The sequence below is a fragment of the Acinetobacter sp. WCHA39 genome (genome assembly GCF_002165385.1).
Classification (GTDB): domain Bacteria; phylum Pseudomonadota; class Gammaproteobacteria; order Pseudomonadales; family Moraxellaceae; genus Acinetobacter.
The window spans coordinates 73,734-100,128 of sequence record NZ_NHRP01000008.1 but is presented as its reverse complement, the minus strand read 5'-3'; the positions used below and the strand labels follow the sequence as shown (position 1 = coordinate 100,128).

The 26,395-nt window shown below is 40.6% G+C and carries 23 protein-coding genes, 2 tRNA genes, 3 pseudogenes and 1 riboswitch; of the genes and pseudogenes, 13 read left to right on the top strand and 15 right to left on the bottom strand.

What is annotated here, in order from left to right; genetic code table 11:
* Nucleotides 1–58: 58 nt before the first annotated feature.
* On the bottom strand, nucleotides 59–301 hold the full coding sequence (locus CDG56_RS06050) for a hypothetical protein (RefSeq protein ID WP_004916632.1): 243 nt from the start codon (nucleotides 299–301) through the stop codon (nucleotides 59–61).
* Between the two features lie 75 nt (nucleotides 302–376).
* Complete coding sequence (locus CDG56_RS06045) at nucleotides 377–1,036, bottom strand: HAD family hydrolase (protein WP_087542961.1); 660 nt, start codon at nucleotides 1,034–1,036, stop codon at nucleotides 377–379.
* A gap of 183 nt (nucleotides 1,037–1,219) precedes the next feature.
* Here CDG56_RS06045 and CDG56_RS06040 point away from each other — a divergent pair, with 183 nt between their 5' ends.
* The 3 genes from CDG56_RS06040 (at nucleotide 1,220) to CDG56_RS06030 (ending at nucleotide 6,058) form a co-directional block, all read left to right on the top strand.
* Nucleotides 1,220–1,690 carry an RNA pyrophosphohydrolase gene (locus CDG56_RS06040; protein ID WP_005162709.1) on the top strand — a complete coding sequence of 157 codons (471 nt, stop codon included), beginning with the start codon at nucleotides 1,220–1,222 and terminating at the stop codon, nucleotides 1,688–1,690.
* A 98-nt stretch (nucleotides 1,691–1,788) separates the two neighbouring features.
* Nucleotides 1,789–4,083, top strand: coding sequence for a phosphoenolpyruvate--protein phosphotransferase (gene ptsP / locus CDG56_RS06035; RefSeq protein ID WP_087547254.1), 2,295 nt, complete (start codon nucleotides 1,789–1,791; stop codon nucleotides 4,081–4,083).
* 454 nt (nucleotides 4,084–4,537) lie between these two features.
* Nucleotides 4,538–6,058 carry a catalase gene (locus tag CDG56_RS06030; protein ID WP_004659136.1) on the top strand — a complete coding sequence of 507 codons (1,521 nt, stop codon included), beginning with the start codon at nucleotides 4,538–4,540 and terminating at the stop codon, nucleotides 6,056–6,058.
* A gap of 170 nt (nucleotides 6,059–6,228) precedes the next feature.
* Here CDG56_RS06030 and CDG56_RS06025 read toward each other — a convergent pair whose 3' ends face one another.
* Nucleotides 6,229–7,281, bottom strand: coding sequence for an MBL fold metallo-hydrolase (locus CDG56_RS06025; protein WP_087547253.1), 1,053 nt, complete (start codon nucleotides 7,279–7,281; stop codon nucleotides 6,229–6,231).
* 383 nt (nucleotides 7,282–7,664) lie between these two features.
* Here CDG56_RS06025 and CDG56_RS06020 point away from each other — a divergent pair, with 383 nt between their 5' ends.
* Nucleotides 7,665–8,573, top strand: a complete 909-nt coding sequence (locus tag CDG56_RS06020) for a LysR substrate-binding domain-containing protein (RefSeq protein WP_087547252.1) — start codon at nucleotides 7,665–7,667, stop codon at nucleotides 8,571–8,573.
* Nucleotides 8,574–8,611: 38 nt separating this feature from the next.
* Here CDG56_RS06020 and CDG56_RS06015 read toward each other — a convergent pair whose 3' ends face one another.
* The 6 genes and pseudogenes from CDG56_RS06015 to CDG56_RS05995 form a co-directional block, all read right to left on the bottom strand.
* Nucleotides 8,612–9,223: a glutathione S-transferase family protein gene (locus CDG56_RS06015; RefSeq protein ID WP_087547251.1), complete on the bottom strand. Its 612-nt coding sequence runs from the start codon at nucleotides 9,221–9,223 to the stop codon at nucleotides 8,612–8,614.
* Between the two features lie 52 nt (nucleotides 9,224–9,275).
* Nucleotides 9,276–9,602 (bottom strand): annotated as a pseudogene (locus CDG56_RS06010) (helix-turn-helix transcriptional regulator); the annotation flags it as partial.
* Nucleotides 9,595–9,711, bottom strand: coding sequence for an HTH domain-containing protein (locus CDG56_RS17565; RefSeq protein WP_005162723.1), 117 nt, complete (start codon nucleotides 9,709–9,711; stop codon nucleotides 9,595–9,597). The gene CDG56_RS17565 and the pseudogene CDG56_RS06010, both read right to left, overlap by 8 nt.
* A gap of 77 nt (nucleotides 9,712–9,788) precedes the next feature.
* Entirely contained in the window at nucleotides 9,789–10,463 is a 675-nt protein-coding gene (locus tag CDG56_RS06005) for an HAD-IA family hydrolase (RefSeq protein WP_087547250.1), read from the bottom strand.
* Nucleotides 10,460–11,392, bottom strand: coding sequence for an RluA family pseudouridine synthase (locus CDG56_RS06000; protein ID WP_087547249.1), 933 nt, complete (start codon nucleotides 11,390–11,392; stop codon nucleotides 10,460–10,462). The genes CDG56_RS06005 and CDG56_RS06000 overlap by 4 nt, the downstream gene beginning before the upstream one ends.
* 62 nt (nucleotides 11,393–11,454) lie before the next feature.
* Entirely contained in the window at nucleotides 11,455–11,802 is a 348-nt protein-coding gene (locus CDG56_RS05995) for a hypothetical protein (RefSeq protein ID WP_004659153.1), read from the bottom strand.
* A 380-nt stretch (nucleotides 11,803–12,182) separates the two neighbouring features.
* Between CDG56_RS05995 and CDG56_RS05990 the strand changes: the two genes are divergently transcribed.
* From CDG56_RS05990 to CDG56_RS05975, 4 genes are all read left to right on the top strand, one after another.
* Nucleotides 12,183–15,548 (top strand): Rne/Rng family ribonuclease, encoded by a 3,366-nt coding sequence (locus CDG56_RS05990; RefSeq protein ID WP_087547248.1) that lies wholly within the window; start codon nucleotides 12,183–12,185, stop codon nucleotides 15,546–15,548.
* Nucleotides 15,549–15,737: 189 nt separating this feature from the next.
* On the top strand, nucleotides 15,738–17,579 hold the full coding sequence (locus CDG56_RS05985) for a long-chain-acyl-CoA synthetase (RefSeq protein WP_087547247.1): 1,842 nt from the start codon (nucleotides 15,738–15,740) through the stop codon (nucleotides 17,577–17,579).
* A 120-nt stretch (nucleotides 17,580–17,699) separates the two neighbouring features.
* Nucleotides 17,700–17,775: transfer RNA gene (locus tag CDG56_RS05980), tRNA-Lys, on the top strand.
* 21 nt (nucleotides 17,776–17,796) lie between these two features.
* Nucleotides 17,797–17,872 (top strand) — tRNA-Lys (locus CDG56_RS05975).
* 125 nt (nucleotides 17,873–17,997) lie between these two features.
* Here the strand turns inward: CDG56_RS05975 and hemW are convergent.
* Complete coding sequence (hemW, locus tag CDG56_RS05970) at nucleotides 17,998–19,152, bottom strand: radical SAM family heme chaperone HemW (RefSeq protein WP_087547246.1); 1,155 nt, start codon at nucleotides 19,150–19,152, stop codon at nucleotides 17,998–18,000.
* Between the two features lie 116 nt (nucleotides 19,153–19,268).
* On the opposite strand from hemW, the gene CDG56_RS05965 reads away from it, so the two are divergent.
* From CDG56_RS05965 to CDG56_RS05950, 4 genes are all read left to right on the top strand, one after another.
* Nucleotides 19,269–19,730: a DMT family transporter gene (locus CDG56_RS05965; RefSeq protein ID WP_087547245.1), complete on the top strand. Its 462-nt coding sequence runs from the start codon at nucleotides 19,269–19,271 to the stop codon at nucleotides 19,728–19,730.
* 30 nt (nucleotides 19,731–19,760) lie between these two features.
* Entirely contained in the window at nucleotides 19,761–21,122 is a 1,362-nt protein-coding gene (locus tag CDG56_RS05960) for an MATE family efflux transporter (RefSeq protein WP_087547244.1), read from the top strand.
* A gap of 286 nt (nucleotides 21,123–21,408) precedes the next feature.
* Complete coding sequence (locus CDG56_RS05955) at nucleotides 21,409–22,704, top strand: ABC1 kinase family protein (RefSeq protein ID WP_087547243.1); 1,296 nt, start codon at nucleotides 21,409–21,411, stop codon at nucleotides 22,702–22,704.
* A 134-nt stretch (nucleotides 22,705–22,838) separates the two neighbouring features.
* On the top strand, nucleotides 22,839–23,093 hold the full coding sequence (locus CDG56_RS05950; RefSeq protein WP_087547242.1) for a type B 50S ribosomal protein L31: 255 nt from the start codon (nucleotides 22,839–22,841) through the stop codon (nucleotides 23,091–23,093).
* A 100-nt stretch (nucleotides 23,094–23,193) separates the two neighbouring features.
* On the opposite strand, the pseudogene CDG56_RS05945 reads toward CDG56_RS05950, so the two are convergent.
* From CDG56_RS05945 to CDG56_RS05930, 3 genes and pseudogenes are all read right to left on the bottom strand, one after another.
* Nucleotides 23,194–23,526: pseudogene (locus CDG56_RS05945) on the bottom strand (DUF190 domain-containing protein).
* Nucleotides 23,527–23,541: 15 nt separating this feature from the next.
* Nucleotides 23,542–23,922 carry a fluoride efflux transporter CrcB gene (crcB, locus tag CDG56_RS05940; protein WP_087547241.1) on the bottom strand — a complete coding sequence of 127 codons (381 nt, stop codon included), beginning with the start codon at nucleotides 23,920–23,922 and terminating at the stop codon, nucleotides 23,542–23,544.
* A gap of 131 nt (nucleotides 23,923–24,053) precedes the next feature.
* Nucleotides 24,054–24,120: riboswitch (Fluoride riboswitch) on the bottom strand.
* Nucleotides 24,121–24,179: 59 nt separating this feature from the next.
* Nucleotides 24,180–25,031 carry a DUF2071 domain-containing protein gene (locus CDG56_RS05930; RefSeq protein WP_087547240.1) on the bottom strand — a complete coding sequence of 284 codons (852 nt, stop codon included), beginning with the start codon at nucleotides 25,029–25,031 and terminating at the stop codon, nucleotides 24,180–24,182.
* Between the two features lie 126 nt (nucleotides 25,032–25,157).
* Between CDG56_RS05930 and CDG56_RS05925 the strand changes: the two genes are divergently transcribed.
* Nucleotides 25,158–25,490, top strand: a complete 333-nt coding sequence (locus CDG56_RS05925) for a HopJ type III effector protein (protein WP_087547239.1) — start codon at nucleotides 25,158–25,160, stop codon at nucleotides 25,488–25,490.
* Nucleotides 25,491–25,504: 14 nt separating this feature from the next.
* Here CDG56_RS05925 and CDG56_RS05920 read toward each other — a convergent pair whose 3' ends face one another.
* Both CDG56_RS05920 and CDG56_RS05915 read right to left on the bottom strand, forming a co-directional pair.
* Complete coding sequence (locus CDG56_RS05920; protein ID WP_087542980.1) at nucleotides 25,505–26,143, bottom strand: flavin reductase family protein; 639 nt, start codon at nucleotides 26,141–26,143, stop codon at nucleotides 25,505–25,507.
* A 56-nt stretch (nucleotides 26,144–26,199) separates the two neighbouring features.
* A pseudogene (locus CDG56_RS05915) lies at nucleotides 26,200–26,328 on the bottom strand (GFA family protein); the annotation flags it as partial.
* Nucleotides 26,329–26,395 lie beyond the last annotated feature (67 nt).

Here is a 26,395-nt window from a genome sequence, read left to right as displayed (position 1 = left end):
CCCGACATAAATTCAGTAGTGTTATAACAATAAATTGAATGGATCAGATAAAGAATTTTTATTTTTTCACAAATTTCCTAACAACATAATAAAGCAGCATCACAAAGGGTAAAACCAAAAATAATGCGCCAAATCCAAACGTTATGCAGGCAAAAATAATGCCGCCTATTGCACCCCCAAATAAAAGGATAATCAAGTAGAATAACAATTCACTAATCAAGGCATCAAAACCTTGGCTAAGGAACTGTTCACCCCAATCTGAGCGGCGATATCGTCTACGCTCTGAATTCTTATTATTCACGATATTTCCGATTCACATGATTCACATAATACCTATTCTTCTAACATAATAAGTAGTATGTGAGCAAAGTAAAGATTATACGGATACGATCGACCAGTCTTGAATATCCCAATCTTGATCTTGCGCCAATTTTTCTAAACGATCATCAGGATTCACTGCAATTGCATGGGTTGCATATTCAAGCAAAAAACGATCATTGATTGAATCTGAATACGCCCAAGACTCATCAACTGCTCTTCCCTGTAACCATTGATCTAAACGAGCAAGCTTACCTTTCTGATAACAAGGTAAACCTGTCACCTTACCCGTATACTTCCCATCAAGAACTTCGGCATTGGTGGCAATAATTTCAGTAATACCAAATTCACGAAAAATCGGAGCCGTAATAAAATCACTGGTTGCAGTAATCCCAACAATCGCATGACCTAAATCTTGATGCTTTTTAATTGCATCAAAACCTTTCGGACGCATTTGGGGACGAATCACTTTTTGCATAAACAACTGGTGTAGTTCAGTTAAATAAGTATTGTCATGCTTGGTCAAAAATTCAAAGACAAATTCGTTATAGGCAATCGGATCAAGTTGTCCTGCCTTATAGTCCTCGTAGAATTTATCATTCATTTGACGATGATGAACTGGATCAACCAAACCTTCATTCACTAAAAACTCACCCCATGAGTGGTCAGAATCGGTATTTAACAGGGTGTGATCTAAATCAAACAAAGCCAATTTCATATAAATGCTCATTTAAATGCAAATTAAAGAAAAAAAACGTAAATCTATTTCCGTAAGTGACTAAAAATTCGTTAAGATCATAGCAATTTTAAACATTTTACTTTGACCTTTTTCGAGTTGGACGTGAAGAGTGACTGTCCCCGAGATCAAAGTCAACGATATAGAGAAAATTTAGGTAGCCAAATGATCGATTCAGAAGGTTTCCGACCCAACGTCGGGATCATTTTGGCAAACGATGACGGACAAGTTTTATGGGCAAAACGCATTGGTCACAATGCTTGGCAATTTCCACAAGGAGGGATCCAGTTTGGAGAAACCCCTGAACAGGCACTTTATCGTGAACTGAGAGAAGAAGTCGGTTTATTGCCCGAACACGTCCAAATAGTAGCGCAGACTAAAAGTTGGCTGCGTTATCGTTTGCCACATCGGTACATTCGGTCAGATTCTGATCCGGTATGTATTGGACAAAAGCAAAAGTGGTTTTTACTGAAATTAACGGCATCGCCGCATCATATTCAGTTAAATCTATCAGACCCACCCGAGTTCGATCAATGGCAATGGGTGAGTTACTGGTATCCATTAGGTCAAGTAGTGAACTTCAAAAGAGATGTTTACCGCAGAGCCATGATGGAGTTGTGTTTGCAATTACCGTAGCGTTAATCGTCAACAAATCATCACTTTAAGCAATGATTTTTGATCATAGAGCTGTTATAACTAGACCGATAACGATTTATAAATTGGGGTAAACATCCATGTCAAACATGCAACTCGACACGCTTAGACGCATTGTGCAAGAAATTAATGCGTCCGTCAGTTTGCATGATTCTTTGGACATTATGGTCAATCATGTGGCTGAAGCGATGCATGTCGATGTATGCTCCATTTATTTATTGGATGAACGAAATAAACGCTATGTGCTCATGGCTTCAAAAGGTTTAAAACCTGAAGCTGTTGGACATGTTTCTTTGAGTGTTGGTGAAGGTCTCGTCGGTTTAGTCGGTAACCGTGAAGAAATTGTAAACTTAGATAACGCACCTAAGCATGAACGCTTTGCTTATTTGCCTGAAACAGGTGAAGAACTATTTAACTCATTTCTTGGCGTACCCGTGATGTATCGCCGTAAAGTGATGGGCGTTTTAGTTGTTCAAAATAAAGAACCTCAAGACTTTAGTGAAGCGGCTGAATCATTTCTCGTTACTTTATGTGCGCAACTCTCAGGGGTAATTGCCCATGCACATGCGGTCGGAAATATTGATGTTTTCCGCAAACCAACGAGTGGTTCATCTTACAAAACCTTCCAAGGGGTTTCAGGTGCTGGAGGGATTGCATTAGGTCGCGCCATCGTGCTCTATCCCCCAGCCGATCTTGCTGCAATTCCCGATCGTGAAGCTGAAGATATCAGTGATGAACTCGACCTATTAGATCAAGCAATTGCTGCGGTACGTTTAGAGATCCAATCTTTAGATGAAAAAATGCAAGACTCATTGATGTCAGAAGAACGTGCGTTATTTAGCGTGTTCTTGCGGATGTTAGATGAAAATGCCTTACCAAGTGAGATTAAAGATCACATTCGTGCAGGCAGTTGGGCACAAGGTGCGGTGCGTAAAGTCATTGACAAGCATGTGGTGCTGTTTGCACAAATGGAAGATGACTACCTGCGTGAACGGGTTTCTGACCTTAAGGACTTGGGACGGCGCATTTTGGCCTGCCTACAGGAGGCGGATTCCAGCCATCGTGAACTTAGCCCAGACAGTATTTTAATTGGTGAAGAAATTAGTACGGCGGCTTTAGTTGAACTTCCTGTTGATAAAATCGCTGCGATTGTGACTTCTGAAGGCGCTGCCAATTCACACATGGTAATCGTGGCACGCGCTCTGGGGATTCCAACCGTTGTGGGTGTCACCGAATTGCCAATCAACACCCTTGATGACATTGAGATGATTGTCGATGCCTATCAGGGACGTGTCTTTGTCAATCCGCCGCGCCGCTTACGCCAGCGTTATAAGGAAGTCCAGAAAGAAGAAGAGCAAATCGCCAAAGATTTGAAGCAATATGAAACCAAAGATGCGATTACACCTGATGGTGTCTCTATTCCTTTATTCGTAAATACAGGTTTGATGATTGACGTTGTTCGTGGCGTGCAACGTGGTGCGAAAGGTGTCGGTTTATATCGCAGCGAAATTCCATTTATGCTACGCGAACGCTTCCCTGGTGAAGAAGAACAACGTGCCATCTATCGTCAGCAGTTGAGCCATTTTGCGAATAAGCCCGTGATTATGCGAACTCTCGATATCGGTGCGGATAAAGATTTGCCTTATTTTAGTATTGAAGAAGAAAACTCGGCATTAGGTTGGCGTGGTCTACGCTTTACTCTGGATCACCCTGAAATTTTCTCAGCGCAAATCCGTGCCATGCTAAAAGCTAGTATTGGTTTGAATAATTTGCATATTTTGTTACCGATGGTGACAAGTGTCAGTGAAGTTGAGGAAGTCTTGTATCTATTGGAACGAGACTGGCTAGCTGTACAAGAAGAAGAACAAGTCAAAATCACTAAGCCTAAAATTGGGATCATGGTTGAAGTACCGAGTGTACTTTTACAAATTGGTGAGTTTGCTGAGCTGGTCGACTTCTTTTCAGTTGGTTCCAATGACTTAACCCAATATTTATTGGCTGTTGATCGTAACAATCCTCATGTAGCTAACGTATATTCGCACTTTCATCCGTCTGTCTTACGCGCTTTAAACCGTTTAGTAGAAGATTGTCATATCTATCAAAAACCAGTCAGTGTCTGTGGTGAAATGGCAGGAGATCCATTATCTGCCATTCTACTGATGGCGATGGGTTTCAATACACTTTCCATGAGTTCTAGTAATATATTAAGAGTTCGTAAAGCGATTTGTCATGTCCCAATGAGTGATGCAAAACAACTCTTAGACGATGTTTTACACATGAATAACCCTCTGGTCATTAAAAGTTGGCTTGAACACTACTTTAAAACGCATGGTCTTGCAGATATGGTTAAATCAAATCGTTTGGTCAGTGCCTAGAAAATAACTAGGGCATCCTTTCAAGGATGCCTTTACATAACTGCAACAGGTGAAAAACCTCCTGTTTTTATATATGAGCATACAAGCTGAATTTGGGAGTTGATTATACAATTACCCTTAACGAACTATTCAATTCCCTTTAATTGGTTATTTTAATGGGACTTTTTCAAATTTTAACAATTTATTGCTCAACAACTCTCATTGCCACATTTAAGATTTAAACAGCTTCAATCGGATAAAGCATTTATGACATCAACTTTAATCCATTGGAAAAAAAACTTTCATCAATCTAGAGTAAAAATACAACGGATGTAAACCACATCATTACAAATCAATTTAGGCATCTTCATTTTTGATACCCATTTTGTAGCTGATAAGGTTGAACATTCATATCTTTGAACGGTCAAACAGTTCAGATGACCCAGCTCACAGGTCATCTTGATGGAGATAGAACATGAGCCAAGACGATAAAAAATGTCCTTATAGCCACTTAACCACTGATTTTGGTGCACCCGTGGTGGATAATCAAAATAGTATGACAGCAGGTGCTCGGGGTCCTTTATTAGCCCAAGATTTATGGCTAAATGAAAAACTTGCCAACTTTGTCCGTGAAGTGATTCCTGAACGTCGTATGCACGCTAAAGGTTCTGGTGCATTCGGTACATTTACAGTTACCCATGATATTACTCAATATACTCGCGCTAAAATCTTTAGCGAAATCGGCAAAAAAACAGAAATGTTTGCTCGTTTTACCACGGTTGCAGGTGAACGTGGCGCAGCGGATGCTGAACGAGATATTCGTGGTTTTGCCTTAAAATTTTATACTGAAGAAGGTAACTGGGATATGGTGGGTAATAATACCCCTGTATTCTTCTTACGTGATCCACGCAAATTCCCAGATCTCAACAAAGCAGTAAAACGCGACCCCAAAACCAATCTACGCAGTGCTACCAATAATTGGGATTTCTGGACTTTATTGCCAGAAGCCCTGCATCAAGTCACGATTGTAATGTCAGATCGCGGTATCCCTGCTAGCTACCGACATATGCATGGTTTTAGTAGTCATACCTATAGCTTCATTAATGCAGCCAATGAACGTTTCTGGGTGAAATTCCACTTTAGAACGCAACAAGGAATTAAAAACCTAACTGATGCAGAAGCTGGTGAATTGGTGGGTCAAGACCGTGAAAGCCATCAACGCGATTTATTCGATGCCATCGAACGTCAAGACTATCCAAAATGGACGCTTTTCGTACAAATCATGCCAGAACAAGATGCTGAGAAAGTTCCATATCATCCATTCGATTTAACTAAAGTTTGGCCTCATGGCGACTATCCACTGATTGAAGTTGGTGAGTTTGAACTCAATCGCAACTCTGAAAACTTCTTCCTAGATGTTGAACAATCTGCTTTTGCACCAAGTAACTTAGTACCAGGTATTAGCGTTTCACCTGACCGTATGTTGCAAGCACGCCTATTTAACTATGCGGATGCGCAACGTTACCGTTTAGGCGTGAACTATCAACAAATTCCAGTGAATGCTGCTCGCTGCCCTGTTCACAGTAATCACCGTGATGGTCAAGGTCGCATTGATGCCAACTATGGTGGTTTACCACATTATGAACCTAACAGCTTCGGCCAATGGCAAGAACAGCCGCAATACAAAGAACCACCATTGAAAATCAATGGCGATGCAGACTTCTGGGATTATCGTGAAGATGATAATGACTACTTCAGTCAACCTCGTGCCTTGTTCGAGTTAATGACACCTGAACAGCAAGATGCCTTATTTGGCAATACAGCACGCGCGATGGGTGATGCGTTGGACTTTATCAAGTATCGTCATATCCGAAACTGCTATGCTTGCCACCCTGCTTATGGCGAAGGTGTTGCAAAAGCACTTGGTATGACTGTTGCTGATGCGCAAGCCGCCCGTGAGACTGACCCTGCTCGTCATTTACCAAGCTTTCTTTAAACCCTAAAACATCCAAATAAAAAGCCATCTTCGGATGGCTTTTTTGATGGAATTGGGTAACCATTTAGTCAAGCCATGACATGAATAAGCGTTCAATCCTGTGATGATGAATGTTGGGCTTGTGAGCCTTTCCGTCATTGCCTTATGCTTTATCAGGACACTACAGCAAGCTAGGCCCGAATAAAGTGCCCTTCACGAATACAATAAAATGGATTGACTAATTTAGATGAAGATTTCATTGCTTGTTGTAACTCATGTTCAGGAGCATTGCGATCTTCATCAGTAAGTTGGAAAGTTCGAAAATGAATGGCCAATGAACGATGCGCATGCAAATCTAAATGCGCGTGAAAAGCATCTTGTGGATTCATATGCACATATCGCATTAACTTTCGTGGCTCATAAGCACCTATGGGTAATAGTGCAATACGTGCATCACCATATCGCTCATGTATTTGTTTGAAGTGCCCTGCATAACCTGTATCACCCGCAAAGAAACAATGTCCTGTCTTTGCTAGAAGCGAAAAACCACCCCATAAAGCTCTATTTTGATCCCGTGCCCCACGTCCAGAAGCATGTTGTGCTGGGGTATAGGCTATCTTAATTTCATCATGAAAAGGAATCTCTTGCCACCAATCCATTTCAATCACATGTAAATGTTTTGCTAAGTAGTAACCATTACCTAAACCCGTATAAATCGGCATTTTAAATTTCTGATGCAGCCACTCCAACGTTGCCAAGTCCATATGGTCATAATGATTATGGCTTAGTAGTACTGCATGAATCGTTGGAAGCTTTTCTAAAGCGATGCCTGCTGGGCAAACTCGTTGCGGGCCTTGACCTTGCTTTGGGCTCACATAGTCACACCAGACAGGGTCGGTTAAGAAGTTGTAAGGGCCTATTTGGATGAGAACGGTTGCATGTCCTACAAACCAAATCTGCCAATTATTTAAATCTGCGTGTGGTCTATTTTGTGGTAACTCAAGCATTTGATTACGCAAATTAGCTTCATGTGCGCGATCAACATTCCAAGTATAAGATTTTCGTGTCGCTAGCCATTTAAATAAACCTTTACGGTCAAACGGTGTAAGCGGTTTTTCTAAATTATAAAAACGATCAATACCACAATGATCAGAAGGCTCATGTGGAAATGGAGGTTTCCCCAAAGTATGGCTCAAGCAAGATTGGGTCGGCAATTGATAGGTTAATGTCGGCTTATCTTTCATGTACTTCTTCTTTGCTGGAATTGAATCGCACAAAATTCCGATAGGATTGGGATAATGAGCAGTCCTTTACTCTAACTTTTAAAATCAATCTAATTGTATGATTTTTTTAGAGGGTTTAACTGTCTCTAAACAATCGAACTTGATCCTAACATAAGCTTGTTAGTTATGCTGATTTTATCCAGTCGAGTCAATACAATTTTAAGGAACATATCAAACTTTTCCACTATATACCTTATATAGTTTTCTTATTTATCTAATACATTTTTTATATTTTAAGAAAAAGTATATTGTTTACAAAAACAGCTATTATATAATGCACACCGAGAAGTACTTTCTAACACTCATACTTTACAATAATAGTAAGACATATTTGGATCAGTCTAATGGAATTACGCCATTTACGTTACTTTATTACTGTTGCTGAGGAATTAAGCTTCAGTAAGGCTGCGATAAAACTGCATACAGCCCAACCCTCTTTAAGCCAACAAATCAAAGATTTAGAGGATGATATTGGTGTTCAATTATTTTATCGCACCAAACGTAAAGTTGAATTGACTGAGGAAGGTCTCGTTTTTTTAGAGCAAGCACGCTTAACCTTAACCCAAGCGGACAAAGCCATTACCATGGCGCGACAAGTTGCGGCAGCAAAAGTACAATGTCTAAGAATCGGATTTGTACCTTCTGCTGAAATTAGAATTTTTCCCTATATTTTCCCTAGGTTACGTGTCAAAACACCTAAACTGCAAATCAACACATTAAACTTAAAAGAAAGTGATCAAATCGCAGAATTAAAAAAAGGTGATTTAGACATTATTTTTATTAATCAAGACTTTCAAAATGAATATTTTGCCAGTCAATTGGTTTTGAAAGAACCGTTAATTTTTATCTTACCGAAACAGCATCCTTTAGTGGAGTTTAATGAGTTAAATATTGAACAACTGAATGGATTGGAACTGACCATCCTGTCACATAAACTTTCTCAACCATTGGCTCAAACGATTCTGAAATACAGAGATCAGCATCAAATTAAATTTAAATCGGTCCACGAAACCAACAAGATCGCTGAATGTATTCAAGCAGTACAGAGTGGTTCGAGCTGCGCGATTTTACCTTCTTATATGCAAGCGCTTGCGACGGATCAAATCGCTGTTCGTCCATTAAACCACCCTCTGCCGAGTCTCGATGTATTTATGAGTTTCCATCGCACCTCACTAAGCCAAGCAGCAGAACAATTTTTGGAAGAAATTAGACAAGTTTTCGAACTAGAACAGTTAGCACTTTATGCAAGCTAAGAAAAAAGCCGATTTAAATCGGCTTTGAGTTTGTCTACTTAGGCTGGTTCACTAAAAAATGCTATAAATTTTTGATAACTTTCACGCTGTTTTACATTGTCTAAATATTGTTCTATTACGGGATGAGTCTGTATTTGACCAATTTTCAACTGCCAAAATAACATTGCTGCAACCATCACATCTGCTGTGGTAAATTGTTGCCCGCATAAATATGGATCAGCCTCATTTAAGCCCTGAATAAAGGCATGATAAGCTTCTTGATAATCACCATAGCCAACAAACATTTTCTGATCAGATTTTATCTCTACACCCAACATTTTGTTGGTCGATGCTGCTTCCCAAGGTCCAGAAATAAACATAAGCCAACGATAGTACAACCCTCGCTTAGGATCATTGAGTGCTGGTGCTAAGCCCTTATCCGCGAACTTATCTGTCAAATATGCACACACTGCTCCAAGCTCATAAATCACTATATCTCCATCGACTACAACAGGAACTTTTCCAAAAGGGTTTATTTTTAAATATTCTGGTGCCTTCATTTCTGTCTGGTAAGCCACTTCTATTCGCTCACAGGCAACCCCCAGTTCAATGAGCAACCAATCAACAACCATACCGCGAGACTGAGTATTTGTATAAAATTTAAGTGTCATTTTTCATATTTCCTTGTTTATTGGTGTTATTAAAATTTAATCGTTCTCATTGTCAGTTTTTGTCAGTAGTCGAACGACATACTTCCTGAGTCCACCATTGTTGAAAAAGTTGTTGTTTGAATTGTGGATAGAGTTCTTGGCTTAAACTTAGATTTTGCATACGATCAAGTCGAAAATTTCGGAAATCATTACGTAATTCACACCAAGCAGCGAGCACAATCTTGTCATTAAAATAACCAAGCGCAAACGGCTAAACTGTTCTCGCACTGGTGCGTTGCTGTTCATCAACATAATCAAAGAAAATTTTAACTTGAGATCGAATCGACACTCTGACTTGCTCAACCAATATTTGATTGACAGCTAACCATACGTTAAACGCTACGCTGACTGATCTGCAAACGCTCAGCCAAAACGACTTGTGCAGTGACTGGAGAACGATATTGTCGAAGTAATTGTAATAAATTCAGTAATCGAATAGCACGACTCATGCTATCCCTATTGTTATTATGGATGATGAGAAAATCAGCTTTCTCACCATCTTATCTTTGCAAATAATGTGAATCGCTTAACTTTCAATAATCGCTGCGCGTTCTAAGATAGTTTGCAAATAAGCATGTAAATCCTGCACATTATGAGCAATCGTTAAAGGCTGGTATTGTTGCAAAGTTTCAATACTATGCACCCCATAGCTGACGCCAATACGTTGCATATTCAGATTTTCTGCCATTTCTAAATCGTAACTGGTATCCCCCACCATAATGGCGCATTCAAGCGCTACATCCAACTCAGCAAGAATCTCCTGCAACATCAATGGATCAGGTTTAGACTTGGTTTCACTGGCTGCACGAGTAGTATCAAAAATCTGATGACTATTGGTTTGACTTAATACACGATCTAAACCTTTACGACTTTTACCCGTCGCAACTGCAAGCTTGATCCCTTGTTGTTTTAAGTCAGCCAACAACTCTGCCACACCACTAAACCATGCATCGCCTTTTGAGTTTGCAACATAATGATCTGCATAACATTGCAAAATATCTTGCTGCAAATCTGGAACCTGCGGAAATAAGATTTGCATGACTTCGGGCAAACCCAAGCCAATGATACTTTTTGCAGCATCCTCCGTTAAAGGTTGCTCAAATTGCTGTGCTGCATATTGCAGACTTGCTACGATTTGTCCAACCGAATCGAATAAAGTGCCATCCCAGTCAAAAATCACCAGTTCGATATTTTGACTCATTTCTGTTTTCTCAATTCATTGATCACTTGTTGCATATCTTCTGGCATTGGCGCTTCAATGCTTGGATAGTTTGGAATGTCTAAACGCATGGCATGTAGGCATAAACGACGTGCTTCAGGGCCTTTATAGTCTGTGTTATGTCCATATTTATCATCCCCAACTAAAGGATGACCAATACTTAAACCATGTACACGGATTTGATGGGTACGTCCCGAAAGCGGTGACGCATGCACCAAAGTCGCTGTCTTAAAACGTTCAACCACTTTCCAGTCAGTCTTACTCGGCTTACCGTCTTTGGTCACACGGACACGACGCTCGCCATTCGCCAGTTCATAACGCAATAAGGGCGCATCAATCAATTGCTGATCCAAACTGACTTGTCCTTTGACAATCGCCGCATACGTTTTTTTAATTTTATGCTCGCGTAGTAAATCCTGAAGCAGTTTTAAGGTACTACGTTTCTTACTGATCATGACCAAGCCCGAAGTATCTCGATCAATACGATGGATCAGTTCCAAGTATTTTTTACCTGTCGCGGCACGCAAGGCTTCGATTAAACCATACGCCACACCACTGCCGCCATGAACGGCTATCCCAGACGGTTTATTCACTACTAATAAGCCTTCATCTTCGTAAACCACACGACTAAGCAGGCTTTGCGCCACGCCATCACTCACTGGTGCCGCGCTTTCATCCTTTTGTTCATAACGAATTGGTGCGACACGAATCTGATCGCCAATATTCAAACGTGTTTCTGCTTTTATTCTTTTTTTGTTTACACGTACTTGTCCTTCACGAATCAAACGGTAGATTCGACTTTTCGGAACACCTTTTAATCGGGTAAATAAAAAATTATCTATTCGCTGCCCGTCTTGATGCTCATCCACGTCAAACCAAGTGACACTTTGCCATTGTTGTGTAGAATTCATACGCTCGATTAATCCAAGATTTGCTAAATATGATTAAAAATTGATCATTTAGCTAAGTTATTTCACAAGAAACCTAAACTTAGCCCATAGGCAGATGCCGCAAGGTTTGATATATTCAGCGCACGGATACCACCGTAAGTGAGCATCAGATCAGAAATTTTATTTAGATAAAATTTTAAATCGACGAGATACTCACCAATAACTCGGATAGGTCCTAAAGAATTATGCCGACGCCGAAGGCTTATTATATCGGCAAAATGACAAACTGTTGCGTTTAATTGTGCATCAGCACATACAGTTTGTTCAGAAAAAATATGTTGCCAACAAATTTGTTGGTTATTAAACGTAAACTGATCCACATCAGACAATTTGCTCCCTGATGTCGCATTCAGGCTAAAGCGTTGATGCATTGGAACTGCTAAGCAGAGATACGATGATCATTCCGTATCACGAGACTTCCAGGTGGATCGACTTCAATGCTTAATGACAGTGAAAGTCACCATCCAATGCACCGCTCACCCGCCAGTGAAGCGTCTAGGAACTTTGATTATGCTGGGTCTAACGATATTTCACAGATGCAAAACATGGATGAAATATCATTAGACTGAAGATTAAGGCACTATTGCTGACATCGAAATAAACGTATCAAAGCACAAACTGAATATTTACAGTCAGTGGTTTCAGAGCATCATGTACAAAGCTGCTTCTGAATCTTGATCGCGCCAATTTGATGTTTGCTCAAAAGTATCGGGCTGATTGTTTGTGTGCATCACTATTAGGTGTCACACCCATGAAACGTATGTTGATTAATGCAACCCACGCCGAAGAAGTTCGCGTTGCACTGATTACCGGTAATCGTCTTTACGATTTCGATTTAGAAAATCGTACTCGTGAACAAAAAAAATCAAATATTTATAAAGGTCATGTCACTCGCGTTGAACCTTCTTTAGAAGCAGTTTTCGTTGAGTACGGCGCACAGCGTCAAGGCTTTTTATCTATGCGAGAAATTGCAAACTCGTATTTCAAAGCGGATCCTCGTCAAACTTCAAATATTCGTGAACTCATCACTGAAGGCACAGAATTATTGGTTCAAGTCGAAAAAGAAGAGCGCGGTAACAAAGGTGCTGCGCTTTCTACTTTTATTTCTCTTGCAGGCCGTTATTTAGTACTTATGCCAAACAACCCGAAAGGTGGCGGTATTAGCCGTCAGATTTCAGGTTCTGTGCGCGAAGAACTCAAAGAAATTCTATCTTCTTTAAATGTACCTCGTGGCATGAGCGTCATTGTTCGTACTGCGGGTATTGGTCGTACACAAGAAGAATTGCAACTTGATTTGCAACATTTACTTGACCTTTGGGCTCAAATCCAAGGTTCAGCAGGTTCTGGTCCATCACCAATGTTAGTTCACCAAGAAGCAGGTGTAGTGACACGTGCGATCCGTGATTACTTACGTGATGATGTTGCAGAAATCCTGATTGATAGTGAACAAGCTTATAACGAAGCGTATAACTTTGTTAAAGCAGTCATGCCACGCCAACTTGATAAGTTAAAAACTTATACCTTGAATGAGCCTCTATTTGCTCACTTCGGTATCGAAAGCCAAATTCAAACCGCTTATGAACGTGAAGTTAAACTTCCGTCTGGTGGTTCAATCGTGATTGATCAAACTGAAGCTTTGGTTTCAATCGATATTAACTCGGCGAAATCAACACGTGGTCATGACGTTGAAGAAACTGCGCTCAATACTAACTTAGAAGCTGCGGAAGAAATTGCACGTCAACTTCGTTTGCGTGATATTGGCGGTTTAGTCGTAATCGATTTTATTGACATGACCAAAGACCGTAACCAACGTATGGTTGAAGCGAAATTACGTGAAGCAACGCAAAGTGACCGCGCACGTATCCAGTTCGGTCAACTGTCACGTTTTGGTCTCATGGAAATGAGCCGTCAACGTTTACGCCCTTCTTTAGAAGAAGCGACTGGCTACGTTTGCCCACGCTGTCATGGCACAGGTATGGTACGTGACTTACGTTCATTGTCACTTTCGATTATGCGCAAGGTCGAAGAAATTGCTTTACGCGAGCGTCAAGGTGAAGTTCAAGTTGAAGTTCCAGTTGAAATCGCAGCATTCTTATTAAATGAAAAGCGTCACAGTCTGGTATATCTTGAGCAAACATCGAATGTTCGTGTGACCATATTGCCTCACCCACACTTAGAAACCCCACATTATCAAATCCAGTACAATCCTGATGGCTTTGCTCCATCGAGTTATGAGCGTACTGAAGCAACCCGTTCAAGTGAAAAAGAATTGGGGTATGAGTCTTCTGAATGGCATTTAGAAGAAGCAGAGCATCACCATGCAGCACCTGCACAAAATAATGCAGCTGCACAGCAAAAGAAAGCCACTCAACAACAAGCTGCTCAACCTAAGCAAGCACAACAAGCTGTTGCACAAAAATCAGCAAGCCCTTGCGCATGGTTAGAGAACTTATTCGTTCAAAAGCAAGCACAAACGATTGATCAATCACGTTCTGCACAAAATGCTGCCGCAGCAATTGAACAAATGATTAATAACGGTGCAGTCAGCCTTGGTCAGTTTGGTCAAATGAATACACCTGCTGCTATCACTGAGACTGCAGCACCAACCGTCAATAATGCTTATATTTCACAATCACCAGTGAAACAAGAAGCGCGCGAAACATTTGAGAAAGATGAAAAAGCTCATCGCCCAAATCAATCGCAAAATCCGAAGAAACGTAAACATAAAGAACAACGTGAACATCATTCACATGCACATGAACAACAAAATCAAGTGCAGGAAGAAAATGTTCAAGTTTCTTCTCGTCAAGAGCAACCATCACGTCAAGAACAACGTGAGTTAAAGCGTCAGCAAAAACGTCAGCAACCACAAGAACATCAAAACCAACAGCAGCATCAAGATGCTGGACATGGTAATGATACAAACGCGTTGCCACGTCGTGATCGCAATAACCAACAGCGTCCAAATCGACCAAACCGTCATCGTGACCAAAGTGTTTTAAATGAAACTGCTGCCGCTACACCTGAAACTGTAGCGAGTCCTCAACAAATTAAAGTTGATGTGATTGATGCACCTCGCGCAGAACCAATCAACACAGCATTGATCGTAAATATTGATCAAGGTCAAAGTGAAATTGTTGCATTAAATCAACAACAGGCTAAGCCAGTTACAAAAACTGAAACAGTACCTGTTGCTGTAGAGCAAACTGAAGTCCTTGAACCTGTTCAAACAGAAAAAGTGACTACAGAAGTTGAAGAAGTGACATCAACTGAAGCTGCTCCAGCACCTGTAAAACGTGCTAGCAATGATCCACGTTCACGTCGTCGTCATCGTGATTCACAATCATCGCCTAAAGCCGTTGTGCATAAAGTTGTACCGTCACAAATTCCAACATTAGCTCAATACACGATGAGTAGCCTGATTCGTCATGTATATGGTGAAGATTGTACTATTTTGATTGAGCAATTCGGCTTAGTGACAACATTTAATCGTGCATTACAAAAGTTTGCTGAGCAATATGCAAATACTTTAGTGCTTGAAACTGTTGCTGAAGAAAAACGTCCCGTAACCCGTGATGCTGAACTTCCAACTCAAAAGCAAACTGAAGAAGTTGAACCTGCACCTGTATTGGCACTAACTCCACCTGAAGCACCTGCTACTCGTGTTGCAAATGATCCACGCGAACGTCGTCGCTTGGCTAAACTTGCCGCTGAACAAGCTAAGGAAGCTCATATCGCTGCAAATACGACTGCTGCACCTATTGAAAGCACTGAATCGAAAGAAGAAGTGCCAAAAACAGTCGTTAATATTGTTGCAGATGAAACAGTAGCCACCACTCCAGCGCAACAACCACTAGAACTAGACAGTACTGTTACGCCAGCAGAAGCCGCACCAGTTGAAGCTTCCGAGCCAGTAACATCGACTGAAACAGCTGAAGTTGAAATCGTAGCTGCAACGGTTTCTGAAACGACTGAAACTGTTCAAGCTATTGAAAAAGCTGAGCCAACTGAAGCAGAACTAGAGGATGAAGCAGCGAAGGCAGAAAAGGAAAAATCTAGCCGCCCTCGTCGCCCTCGTGGAAGACCACCTAAAAAGAGCACAACTGGCAATGAATAATTTGCTAAATTGCACTCAATAAGGCAAAGCCTAGTCATTTCGATGACTAGGCTTTTTTGTTATTCTGTCAGATTAGGTTGATTGCTCTAGGAAATTACCAGTAAAAACAGCATCAACAACAATGATGTTAATGGTTTTGTTCTAACAGATAGCCATTTTTGGACTGGTCGAAAAATAAATAGGATTGATATGAGCCAAACTACGCAGACCGATATTATTACCCTTAGTGATGTTGCTACTCGACTTCCAAACTTCATCACCAAAGTACCTCATATCCTCAATGGACTTAAACAAGCATATATACGAACGCCAACTTCACCTGCTGGTTTAGGCATTGCCTTTGAAAAAGCAGTCAAGCGTAACCCTCAAGGCATCGCACTGTTATTTGAAGATCAAAGTTACAGCTACCAAGCACTAAATGAATGGGCCAACCAAATTGCGCATTACTATTTATCGCTTGGTGCTAAAAAGGGTGATGTCATTGCAGTGATGGTTGAAAACCGTCCTGAACTGATTGCTACGATTGTTGCTTTAGCTAAAATTGGTGTCACGATCGCACTCGTAAACACATCACAAGTCGGTAAAATCCTCGCTCATAGCATTAATTTGGTTAATCCAATTGCAGTGATTGCAGGTGAAGAAGTCCGTGCTGCGATTGATGAAGCTCGCACAGAATTAAAAGTTGCTCAAGATCGTTTCCACTGGTTTGCTGATCTAGAAACACGAAAAAATGCAGGGATTGCACCACAAGGTTATGTGAACCTTTCGCAACAAATTGACCAATTTCCAAAATTCAATCCATCGACTACCCGCACCGTGATAGGTAAAGATGGTTTGTTCTACATCTATACCTCTGGTACAACGGGCCTACCAAAAGCTGTTATTTTCACACACAGCCGCTGGACGCTTGCCTATGGTACGTATGGACATATCCTTAACCTCGGTAAAGATGACGTGATGTATGTGACCCTGCCACTTTATCATGCAACAGGCGTGGTGGTGTGCTGGTGTGGCGTGATTGCAGGCAGTGCAACCCTTGCTGTACGCCGTAAATATTCAACCAGTGCGTTCTGGAAAGATGTTCAGAAGTTTAATGCTTCAGCGATTGGTTATGTCGGCGAGCTTTGCCGTTACCTCATCGATGCGCCTGCAACTGAACAGGATCGTGCTCATCGTGTCACTAAAATGATTGGTAACGGTATGCGTCCAAACATTTGGGGTAAGTTCAAAGAACGCTTTGGCGTGCAAGAAGTACTTGAACTTTATGCATCAAGTGAAGGTAATGTTGGTTTTAGTAATATCTTTAACTTTGACAATACAGTTGGCTTCTCTCCTACCCCATATGCAATCGTTGAATTCGACAAAGAAAAGAATGAGTTAGTTCGCGATAAGAAAGGCAACTGTAAAAAAGTCAAAACAGGTGAAGTCGGCTTACTCGTCGGTAAGATCACTAGCCGATCACCTTTCGATGGCTATACAGACCCAGAAAAGAACAAATCTGTGATTTTAAAAGATGTGTTTAATAAGGGCGACTCATACTTCAATACTGGAGACTTGGTTCGTGACATCGGCTTCCGCCATGCGCAGTTTGTAGACCGTTTAGGTGATACTTTCCGTTGGAAAGGTGAAAACGTTTCTACAACTGAAGTTGAAAACATGGTCTGCGAATATGAAAAGATCGCGGAAGCTGTGGTATATGGGGTAGAGATTCCAAATACCAATGGTCGTGCAGGTATGGCGGCAATTACTTTGGTTGATGGTGCAGAGCTCAACGAAACTGATCTAAGCGCTATGGTGAATGTATTTAAAAAATGCTTACCATCTTATGCAATTCCAGTATTTTTACGTATTCAAGCCAAAGTAGAAACAACTGGAACATTTAAATACCAAAAAAATAAACTGAAAGAAGACTCATTTAATCCGAGCAAAACATCTGAACGTTTATTGGTTTTATTACCAGGTACAAACAGCTATAGTGATGTAAATACTGAAATCTTTGATAACATTCAAAGCTATCAGTACCGTTTCTAGTTTATTTTTTAGCTAAACAAGAGGAAATCGTGCTTTTTATAAACAATCATGCAGATGTTTTTAAATTTCCTCTTGTGTTAGCTGAATAAGTTGCTAGAATACGCAACATCAAAACGAGATGGGTCGTTAGCTCAGTTGGTAGAGCAGCGGACTTTTAATCCGTTGGTCCCGCGTTCGAGTCGCGGACGACCCACCATTTAATGTTTTGAACCCTTATGGGTCGTTAGCTCAGTTGGTAGAGCAGCGGACTTTTAATCCGTTGGTCCCGCGTTCGAGTCGCGGACGACCCACCAGATTCTAAAAAACCTCATCATTTATGATGAGGTTTTTTTATTTTGTGCGAACTATCTTTCTAAAAGATGACAACAACAAATAGATTACTTTAAGCATCCTTGCTCAAAGCAATCTTGCACCTAAATTATAAAAAACTTTCCAACACCGAATTTAAAAAGATATGTCCCTGCTCTGTGCAAGCAATTCGATTTACATCATCGACCAATAGTTTTTTGTCACGTAGTTGATTCAGCGTCTCATTGATATCTTGCAAATCAAGCCCTGTGCGTTGAGTATAAAATTTCGCATCTACCCCATCATTTAAACGCAAAGCATTCATCATAAATTCAAATGGCAACTCATCTGCTTCGATACGTTTCATTTGCACATGTTCAGCAGGTACCTTAGCCAAATAATCTTTTGGCAGCCGCGTCTTTTGAAAACGATAAATACCCTCTGGGCGAGTCACTTTGCCATGTGCTCCTGCGCCAATCGCTAAGTAATCACCAAACTTCCAATAATTCAAATTATGTGCTGAGGGTTTTTCTTTACGCCATGCTGAGACTTCGTAATTGATATAACCATTCGCTTTTAAATAAGCCTCACCTAATTCTTGGATATGTTCTAAAACTTCATCTTGTGGCAATACGGGTTGGGTTCTAAAGAACACTGTATTCGGCTCAATGGTCAGTTGATACCAACTAATATGTGTTGCACCATGTTCTACAGCTAATCTAAGGTCATTTAAAGCCTGTTCTTGCGTTTGCTGTGGTAAACCATGCATGAGATCAACATTAACGCGCTCAAAGCCTGCTTGACGTGCTTGTTGGATCGCATCTAAAGCATTATTCGCTGTATGAATACGACCCAATCGCTGTAAATGCTCAGGATCAAAACTTTGTACACCCAATGATAAACGGTTGATCCCAACGGCAAGATAATCCGCAAATGGATCATGTTCAACCGTTCCAGGATTGGCTTCCAATGTGATTTCACAATCTACTTCAAAGTCTAATCGCGCCTTTAATTGACTAAATAGCCACTGATAACCTTGTGCTGAAATTAAAGACGGCGTTCCACCACCAATAAATACGCTATGAATTGACCGACCTTGCGCCATTTCAATTTGAGTCTCAAAGTCAGCCACTAGTGCCTCAAGATATTGTTGCTCTAAATCCACAGACAACTCCCCATCAGGAACAGCATGTGAATTGAAGTCACAATAAGGGCACTTACGCACACACCAAGGCATATGGATATAAAGTGAAAGTGGAATATTTGCTGGATTTAAATGACTCAAAATAGAAGCTCAACAACAGAACCCTTTTATTTTAACATGACTCTATCAATCCGCTTATTATCATCACTTCACTATTCGGTTAGACTGAAACAACGAAGAACAATTAGATTGATAAAATGATCAAAATCACCAGCCAATTGCTATTTATTCTTCCTCTTACATTAGGTGTCGGTATTGCTATGGCATTTCAAACTGCAATTAATTCACAACTTAGAGAACATTTACACTCACCTCTTCAAGCTGCCTTATTATCTTTTTTGGTAGGGACAATTGTGCTTGCATGTATGGTTTATTTTCAAAACACAGCAAAACCCAGTTTTGGAGAACTGTCCCAAATTCCATGGTTTCTATGGGTCGGTGGATGTCTTGGGGTTTATGCCATCAGCATGAGCATTTATACTGCACCCAAACTAGGTTTTTTAACTTTTTCAGGCTTAGTTATTTTCGGCCAATTGACCATTTCAATGTTACTTGACCATTTCGGCTGGTTAGGTACAGAAAAAACACCTGTCAATTGGCAACGTCTTGTCGGCAGTATTGTCATTTTTATTGGTGTTATATTCACTCTACAACGCTAATTCTCCCTCAATTCAATAAGAGTATTTTTTGTGTCTCACGCGACAACCAAGCGGTTTGAACTTAAGCAATTATTTCATTTAATGTTTCCGATCTTAATCACCCAATTTGCTCAAGCTGGGCTTGGTCTTATTGATACCATTATGGCAGGTCATCTTTCTGCTGCTGATTTGGCAGCGATTGCTGTCGGTGTTGGTCTATGGATTCCAATTATGTTGTTATTTGCAGGGATTATGATCGCAACAACACCTTTAGTCGCTGAAGCACGCGGTGCAAGAACACCAGAGAAAATTCCGACTATTGCACGTCAATCCTTATGGGTTGCGGTCATCCTCGGCATCGTTGCTATGTTGATTTTGCAATGTATGCCGATGTTTTTACCTCTCTTTGGAGTACCTGCAAGCTTACTCCCCAAAGCAAGCCTATTTTTACATGCGATTGGCTTTGGTATGCCTGCGGTGATGATGTACGCAGCATTACGTAGTTATTCTGAAGCCCTAGGACATCCACGACCTGTCACTGCGATTAGCTTAATTGCATTGTTGGTCCTGATTCCACTGAACTTTATTTTTATGTACGGTTTGGGACCTATCCCTGCTTTAGGGAGTGCGGGTTGTGGCTTTGCAACGGCAATCTTACAGTGGCTGATGTTTATTACACTGGCGATTTACATTTCAAAAGCTAAGGCTTATAAACAAGCGCCCATTTTCACAAAATGGGAAAAAATTGATCCTGTATGGGTAAAACGCATCTTAAAGCTGGGGCTGCCGATTGGTCTAGCTGTATTTTTTGAGGTGAGTATTTTCAGCACAGGCGCGATTGTCCTGAGTCCACTCGGCGAAAATGCAATTGCGGCGCATCAGATTGCAATTTCTGTGACTTCACAATTGTTTATGATCCCATTATCTCTTGCCATTGCACTCACGATTCGTGTGGGCACTTATTATGGAGAGAAAAATTGGTATGCGATGCGCCAAGTTCAAAAAGTAGGGTTAATTAGCGCAACCATTTTTGCTGCTTTGACCATGACACTGATTGCTGTAGCACGCCCCTATATCGTGGCAATCTATACCAATGATATTCATGTCATTCCTGTCGCGATGTATCTGTTGTGGTTCGCAATGGCGTATCAACTAATGGATGCATGGCAAGTAAGCGCTGCAGGCTGCCTACGAGGCATGCAAGACACGCAAGCACCAATGTGGATTACCTTAATGGCATACTGGGTCATTGCTTTCCCAATCGGTTTATATTTGGCACGTTATACAATTTGGGGAGTAGCAGGTGTTTGGTTAGGATTGATTATCGGTTTAAGCATTGCCTGTGTATTCTTAATTGGTCGTTTATATTTAAACAATAAACGTTTAGCGCAACACATTAATCTCAACTCATAAAAACTTAATGCTGGTTTAATTTTATAATTGAAAGATGACAAGGATGTCATCTTTCAATTTGATCAAAATGTGCGATCAATCTCATAAAACTTTGGCTAAATCTTAAAAGATCGGGCTAGATTACATCTAAAGATTCCAACCAATAGATGCCCAATACATCCTGTAAGATCTAATCCATTCTCAACATCTACTTACATCCCTTAACATTTTGTTATAGGCAATTTAAGTTTTGTCACCTATGATCAGGGTATCACTTTAAAACTGAATCGAATGAGGTCAAGCGAATATGGCAAAACATGCAAGCTCTCCCAGTAGACGTTTTTTAAAACTGGCTGGTATGACCGCAAGTATTGCCAGCAAAAGCGTTGCCAACTCCATTCGTAATATCACCGCAGATGAAGAACAAAAAAACGCAGCACGCAGCCAACTATTTCAAGATATTGGCTTACAGATTGCCGATACATTGGGTGAAATGAAAGGTGCAGTGATGAAAGTCGGGCAAATCGCCTCACAATACAAAGACATTTTCCCACCTGAAGTGGCGAAAGCAATTGCTAAGTTACAACGCCAAGCCCCAGCCATGCCTTTTGCTGAAATCAAGCAGCAAGTCGAAAAAGAGTTGGGCAAACCCTTAAACCAAATTTTTAGCTCTTTTGAAACCGAACCATTTGCAGCAGCTTCGATTGGTCAAGTACATCGTGCGGTACTTCCAAATGGGCAAGCAGTTGTGGTGAAAGTACAATATCCAGGGGTTGACCAAGCCTGTGAAAGTGACTTAAAGCAAGTCCGCCTCGCATTACGCTTAATGGGCGTACTTAAGATTGATAAGAAGCTACAAGATCAACTATTTCAAGAAATTCAGGACAGCCTTTCTGCTGAATTGAACTACGAAATCGAAGCACAAAACCTCGAGGTTTTTAAAATTTTTCATGAGAAGTTGGATAATCAAATCATCATACCAACCGTCTATAAAGATTATTCGTCTCGCCGCGTACTAACGCTGAGCCTTGAACAAGGTGATTCCATTGAAACTGCCAGTACATGGTCAGTTGAAACCCGTAATCAAATCGGTCGTCGTTTGATTCGCGCTTTAGGACAAGAAATGTTTTTCTTGAAGCGTTTTCATTGTGATCCTCATCCGGGCAACTTCGCTTTCCGTGAAGATGGCAGTGTGATTATTTATGATTACGGTAGCGTCAAAACGCTATCCCCTGAAATCATTCAACACTTTAAAGCGTTGGTCAATGCAGCTCGCCAAGAAGATATTGCTCAGGTTGAAGATTTATTGGTTGAACTGCATTCAATTGCTGAAAAGCAGAAATTTCCAACCGAACTGTATACACAATGGATTGAAATTCTATTACGCCCGTTAAGTACACATTATGACTTTGCCGAAAATTCATCGCATCACGATGGAATGCGACTTGTTAAAAAATCGCTGAAATATTGGGATGTATTTAAACCTTCTCCAGATACGCTCATGGTCAATCGTACGATTTCAGGACATTATTGGAACTTGATTCACCTTAAAGTTCACGACAACTTAAATGATTTATTTGAAGAGCTTGTTCCAAATTACTAAAAACCCCCCTTTATTTTGAATAAAGGGGGTGAAATATTTTACCTACAAGTTATAGATCACTCACTTGAAAGCATTAGAATTGACTCCACATATTGTTACGTTATAACATACCTAAAAAATAGGAGTCATTTAAAATGCGTAAAGATATCCATCCTGCTTATCAACAAGTCTTGTTTCATGATACCAATGCTGATACCTACTTTTTAATTGGTAGCACACTCCAGACCAAACAAAGCAAAGAATATCAAGGCAAAGTCTATCCATACGTTACCCTAGATATTTCAAGCGCATCGCATCCGTTTTATACAGGTGAAGTACGCCAAGCAAGCAATGAAGGTCGTGTTGCCAGCTTTAACAAACGCTTTGCACGTTTTAATCGCAAAGGTTAATCTTGTTTTAAGTTTCATTCATTAAGCTATTAATATTGGAAGTCTAAGGCTATATCTCCTCCGCTTAGACTTCTTTTTTTATGTCTAGATTCTATACATCCTAGCGATCAGTTGATTTACCCACCACGCCAAACTCAATCGGTGTTTTCACATAGAATAAAGAAATCTCTTTACGATTCAGATAACTCAATAATTCGATTGCCTGTTCAGAGCTTACTGCAAATTGAATTTGTATAGGTCGATCCGCGAATCCAAAGAAACGAGCAGAATGAAATAAACCCTGATGATCAACACCCTCCAAACCCGCTCATACTGTCACTGTCGCCCCACGCAAATTCATTTGACTTGCGACTACCAACAATCCTTCACTAATCGCTTTCCCCTGAACATTATGGTTTTGTGTCGTACAAAAAGTAATTAAAAATCCATTCATTTCATCACTTCTTGGCTATGTGGCACTCAGCCATTGATGCAGGCTCATACCTAAGATGGTAAACAGCAATGATCCAAGCACATGAATCAAAATCGCAGCACAGGCATAACCCAATTTACCACTTTGTAATAAGGTAATAATCTCAGCCGAAAATGTTGAGAACGTGGTCAATGCACCACAAAAGCCCGTGATCACGAATAGTTTGTAATTGGGGCTGAGAGAGCTTTGAGAAAAATAGGAAATTGCAAAACCAATAATAAAGCCACCAACAAAGTTGACGGTGACCGTTCCTAAAGGAATATTGGGGAAAATAGGATTCAGCTTTAAACCCAAAAACCAACGTAACCATGCACCTAATACCGAGCCAAATGCGATTGAGAGTAAAGGATAGTACATGATTTACTCCACACACTGCGCTGGAGCTAAAATGATATTCAGCATGAATTTATAGCTAATTTTCTGAAGATTTTTCATTTGCGAACTCCAAAATGGGAACAGAGCACGCACAAACCTACGCCCCTGTTCAGGATAACGTAGGCATCATTAGCCAAAACGGCGGTTTGCAATAGGAGGAATGCCATCTCCTTTGTTCTAAAATAACATAATTTTTAGACAACTCAACTGCTGTGTATAAACACAAAGTTATCCACAATTTATTGAGATTCTGGCAATATTTTTTCTCCCACCACATAAAAATCCAGTTTAGGAACCACAAAAGTAAAAGCTGCGGTATCATCATCTAAACCCAATTGTTGCAACAATTGAGGAGCCTGTAATTTATCAATCTCAGCAGCCTGAATTTGTTGAAATTGCACAGGCATGTTGATATCCCCTTGCGACATCCGAGTCGGTTGGTCAGTCCATTCAGCCCACGCATGATCTTGATCCACCAAAAATTGAACGGCCTCCTCCCATGAGGAAAATAAGCTTTGCCAAGCCTCAGGTAAACGTTTCTGCATGCTGATGTGTATATCACTGCTAAAAGAATAATCTTCATCCATGCGAATACGAGTATGAATCGCGTTTCCATCTCGTTGATGCTGAAAATTTGGCGCATATTGCGCAGGCATCACATCACTGGCGAGGCGACCACCGATCACATACAGAGCTTGATCAACGATCACTTGTTCAAAGATTACAGTCTTGGGCTTTGATTCATCTAAATAAAAGCGCCAATTACTCTGCCGAGGTGAAGGCATTAGCTGGCGTAGTTTTCCAAGGAAAGTAAAGCCAAAATGCTGGTGCTGATAAGTTAAAATAGTAAAGATGGTTTTGCCCTGCTTTTCCCATAAAATAATAGGATCTGGATAACGCTGGCGAAGTTGCTCAACATCCACCAACCAAGACAAATAAACCACATTGCTCACCTGACTTTGTAAACGCATAAAAGGAAGTATGCGCATTACCATACGACGGAGTTGCAAGACAAAACGACAGCTTAATATCGGTGCGAAAAATCGCAATGTAGACCATGGTGAGGACCACCTTAAACGGTGTCTATTCATTATTATTCAAAAGATTGATGCTCGCTTTGAGCATAAACTGCCAAGATTACAACGTCCAGTTCAAATACGATGCTGTATTTAAATGTTATGATACGGGCATTACTTCACCAAATATGGAATTTTGAAATGGCTCAAAGCTTATTGGCACAACTTAAAGATGGTTCAGCAAAGTTTGCAGACGTATTGGCATTTATTGAAGCGCGTTATCAACATACGCCAACAGCCTTTCAAAATGGCGCACAATCAAATGCTGCAACCGAAAACCAAGGCAGCGCAAAAGTACTCAGCTTTGCGCAAATCGAAGGCTTAAATCAAGCGGAGACGCTCAGTTTATTTGCGGAACATTATGCATCTGTATTGGCGACACCTGAAGCAACAGATCATCAAAATATCCGTCAGTTTATGCAAAATGGCTGGGATGGCGTGAAGTTTGAAGGTAAAGCACTGACTGCAAAATAAGATAAAGGAGGTACTTAGCCTCCTTTTTTATCATCATTTTCTATTGTAATGTTAGGTCTAACCAGTTTAGATAAATTTGTTGTTAAACTATAAAAATCGCCACCCATTTTCCCAACACTATCGAGTTGCTGTTGATCAATCATCTGCCCATCCCATAACCGATCATCAACATAAATCGATTTAACATCCAGCAATACGACTGTACCTCCAGATGCTAAGCTACTGAGCTGAATCACCTCTCTTAATTGGCATTCATAACGCACTGGTGCATATTTTACTGCCAAGGCTGCGACCGCATGGCTCGGTTCAGACTCAATTTCAGCAAAATCAAACTCACTTTGCTCTGGAGGCAATACTGCACAAGATAAATTCATTTGTTCAAGCAGTTGTGAATTTACAATATGAATCGCACATTGTTGCGTCTCGATTAAATTTCTCAAAGTATCTTTATCTTGCCCATTTCTTGGATTGACTTGTGAATACCAAAGGATGGGAGGATGACAACTCGCAACGTTAAAGAATGAATAAGGGGCTATATTGGCTACGCCACTAGCAGAAATGGTACTGATCCATGCGATGGGTCTAGGCGTAATTCCCCCAACCAACAAACGATAGATCTGATTTGCATCTAACTCAGAGGTTTCAAAAATCATAATGCTTGCACTACCTACTTATGGGCGTTCGATATATTGTGGTAAATCATCTGTAATGCAGTCCCGTTCGCTTTACGGCAACGCTGACAATGGCACTGAACGATCTCACCAATTTCCCCCTGAATTTCGTAGCGGATGCCCTGACATAAACAACTCCCTTGATATACTGGCGATTGTTCAGACATATCATCATACGTCCTATATTTATTGACTACTCAAAACTAACACTATTCACATATCAAACAAAGTACA

Bases quoted from the DNA above. Each gene is read 5' to 3' on its own strand.
- CDG56_RS06045 (WP_087542961.1), bottom strand. From the start codon at position 1,036: ATGAAATTGGCTTTGTTTGATTTAGATCACACCCTGTTAAATACCGAT.
- CDG56_RS06040 (WP_005162709.1), top strand. From the start codon at position 1,220: ATGATCGATTCAGAAGGTTTCCGACCCAACGTCGGGATCATTTTGGCA.
- ptsP (WP_087547254.1), top strand. From the start codon at position 1,789: ATGTCAAACATGCAACTCGACACGCTTAGACGCATTGTGCAAGAAATT.
- CDG56_RS06030 (WP_004659136.1), top strand. From the start codon at position 4,538: ATGAGCCAAGACGATAAAAAATGTCCTTATAGCCACTTAACCACTGAT.
- CDG56_RS06025 (WP_087547253.1), bottom strand. From the start codon at position 7,281: ATGAAAGATAAGCCGACATTAACCTATCAATTGCCGACCCAATCTTGC.
- CDG56_RS06020 (WP_087547252.1), top strand. From the start codon at position 7,665: ATGGAATTACGCCATTTACGTTACTTTATTACTGTTGCTGAGGAATTA.
- CDG56_RS06015 (WP_087547251.1), bottom strand. From the start codon at position 9,223: ATGACACTTAAATTTTATACAAATACTCAGTCTCGCGGTATGGTTGTT.
- CDG56_RS17565 (WP_005162723.1), bottom strand. From the start codon at position 9,711: ATGAGTCGTGCTATTCGATTACTGAATTTATTACAATTACTTCGACAA.
- CDG56_RS06005 (WP_087547250.1), bottom strand. From the start codon at position 10,463: ATGAGTCAAAATATCGAACTGGTGATTTTTGACTGGGATGGCACTTTA.
- CDG56_RS06000 (WP_087547249.1), bottom strand. From the start codon at position 11,392: ATGAATTCTACACAACAATGGCAAAGTGTCACTTGGTTTGACGTGGAT.
- CDG56_RS05995 (WP_004659153.1), bottom strand. From the start codon at position 11,802: ATGCATCAACGCTTTAGCCTGAATGCGACATCAGGGAGCAAATTGTCT.
- CDG56_RS05990 (WP_087547248.1), top strand. From the start codon at position 12,183: ATGAAACGTATGTTGATTAATGCAACCCACGCCGAAGAAGTTCGCGTT.
- CDG56_RS05985 (WP_087547247.1), top strand. From the start codon at position 15,738: ATGAGCCAAACTACGCAGACCGATATTATTACCCTTAGTGATGTTGCT.
- CDG56_RS05965 (WP_087547245.1), top strand. From the start codon at position 19,269: ATGATCAAAATCACCAGCCAATTGCTATTTATTCTTCCTCTTACATTA.
- CDG56_RS05955 (WP_087547243.1), top strand. From the start codon at position 21,409: ATGGCAAAACATGCAAGCTCTCCCAGTAGACGTTTTTTAAAACTGGCT.
- CDG56_RS05950 (WP_087547242.1), top strand. From the start codon at position 22,839: ATGCGTAAAGATATCCATCCTGCTTATCAACAAGTCTTGTTTCATGAT.
- crcB (WP_087547241.1), bottom strand. From the start codon at position 23,922: ATGTACTATCCTTTACTCTCAATCGCATTTGGCTCGGTATTAGGTGCA.
- CDG56_RS05930 (WP_087547240.1), bottom strand. From the start codon at position 25,031: ATGAATAGACACCGTTTAAGGTGGTCCTCACCATGGTCTACATTGCGA.
- CDG56_RS05925 (WP_087547239.1), top strand. From the start codon at position 25,158: ATGGCTCAAAGCTTATTGGCACAACTTAAAGATGGTTCAGCAAAGTTT.
- CDG56_RS05920 (WP_087542980.1), bottom strand. From the start codon at position 26,143: ATGATTTTTGAAACCTCTGAGTTAGATGCAAATCAGATCTATCGTTTG.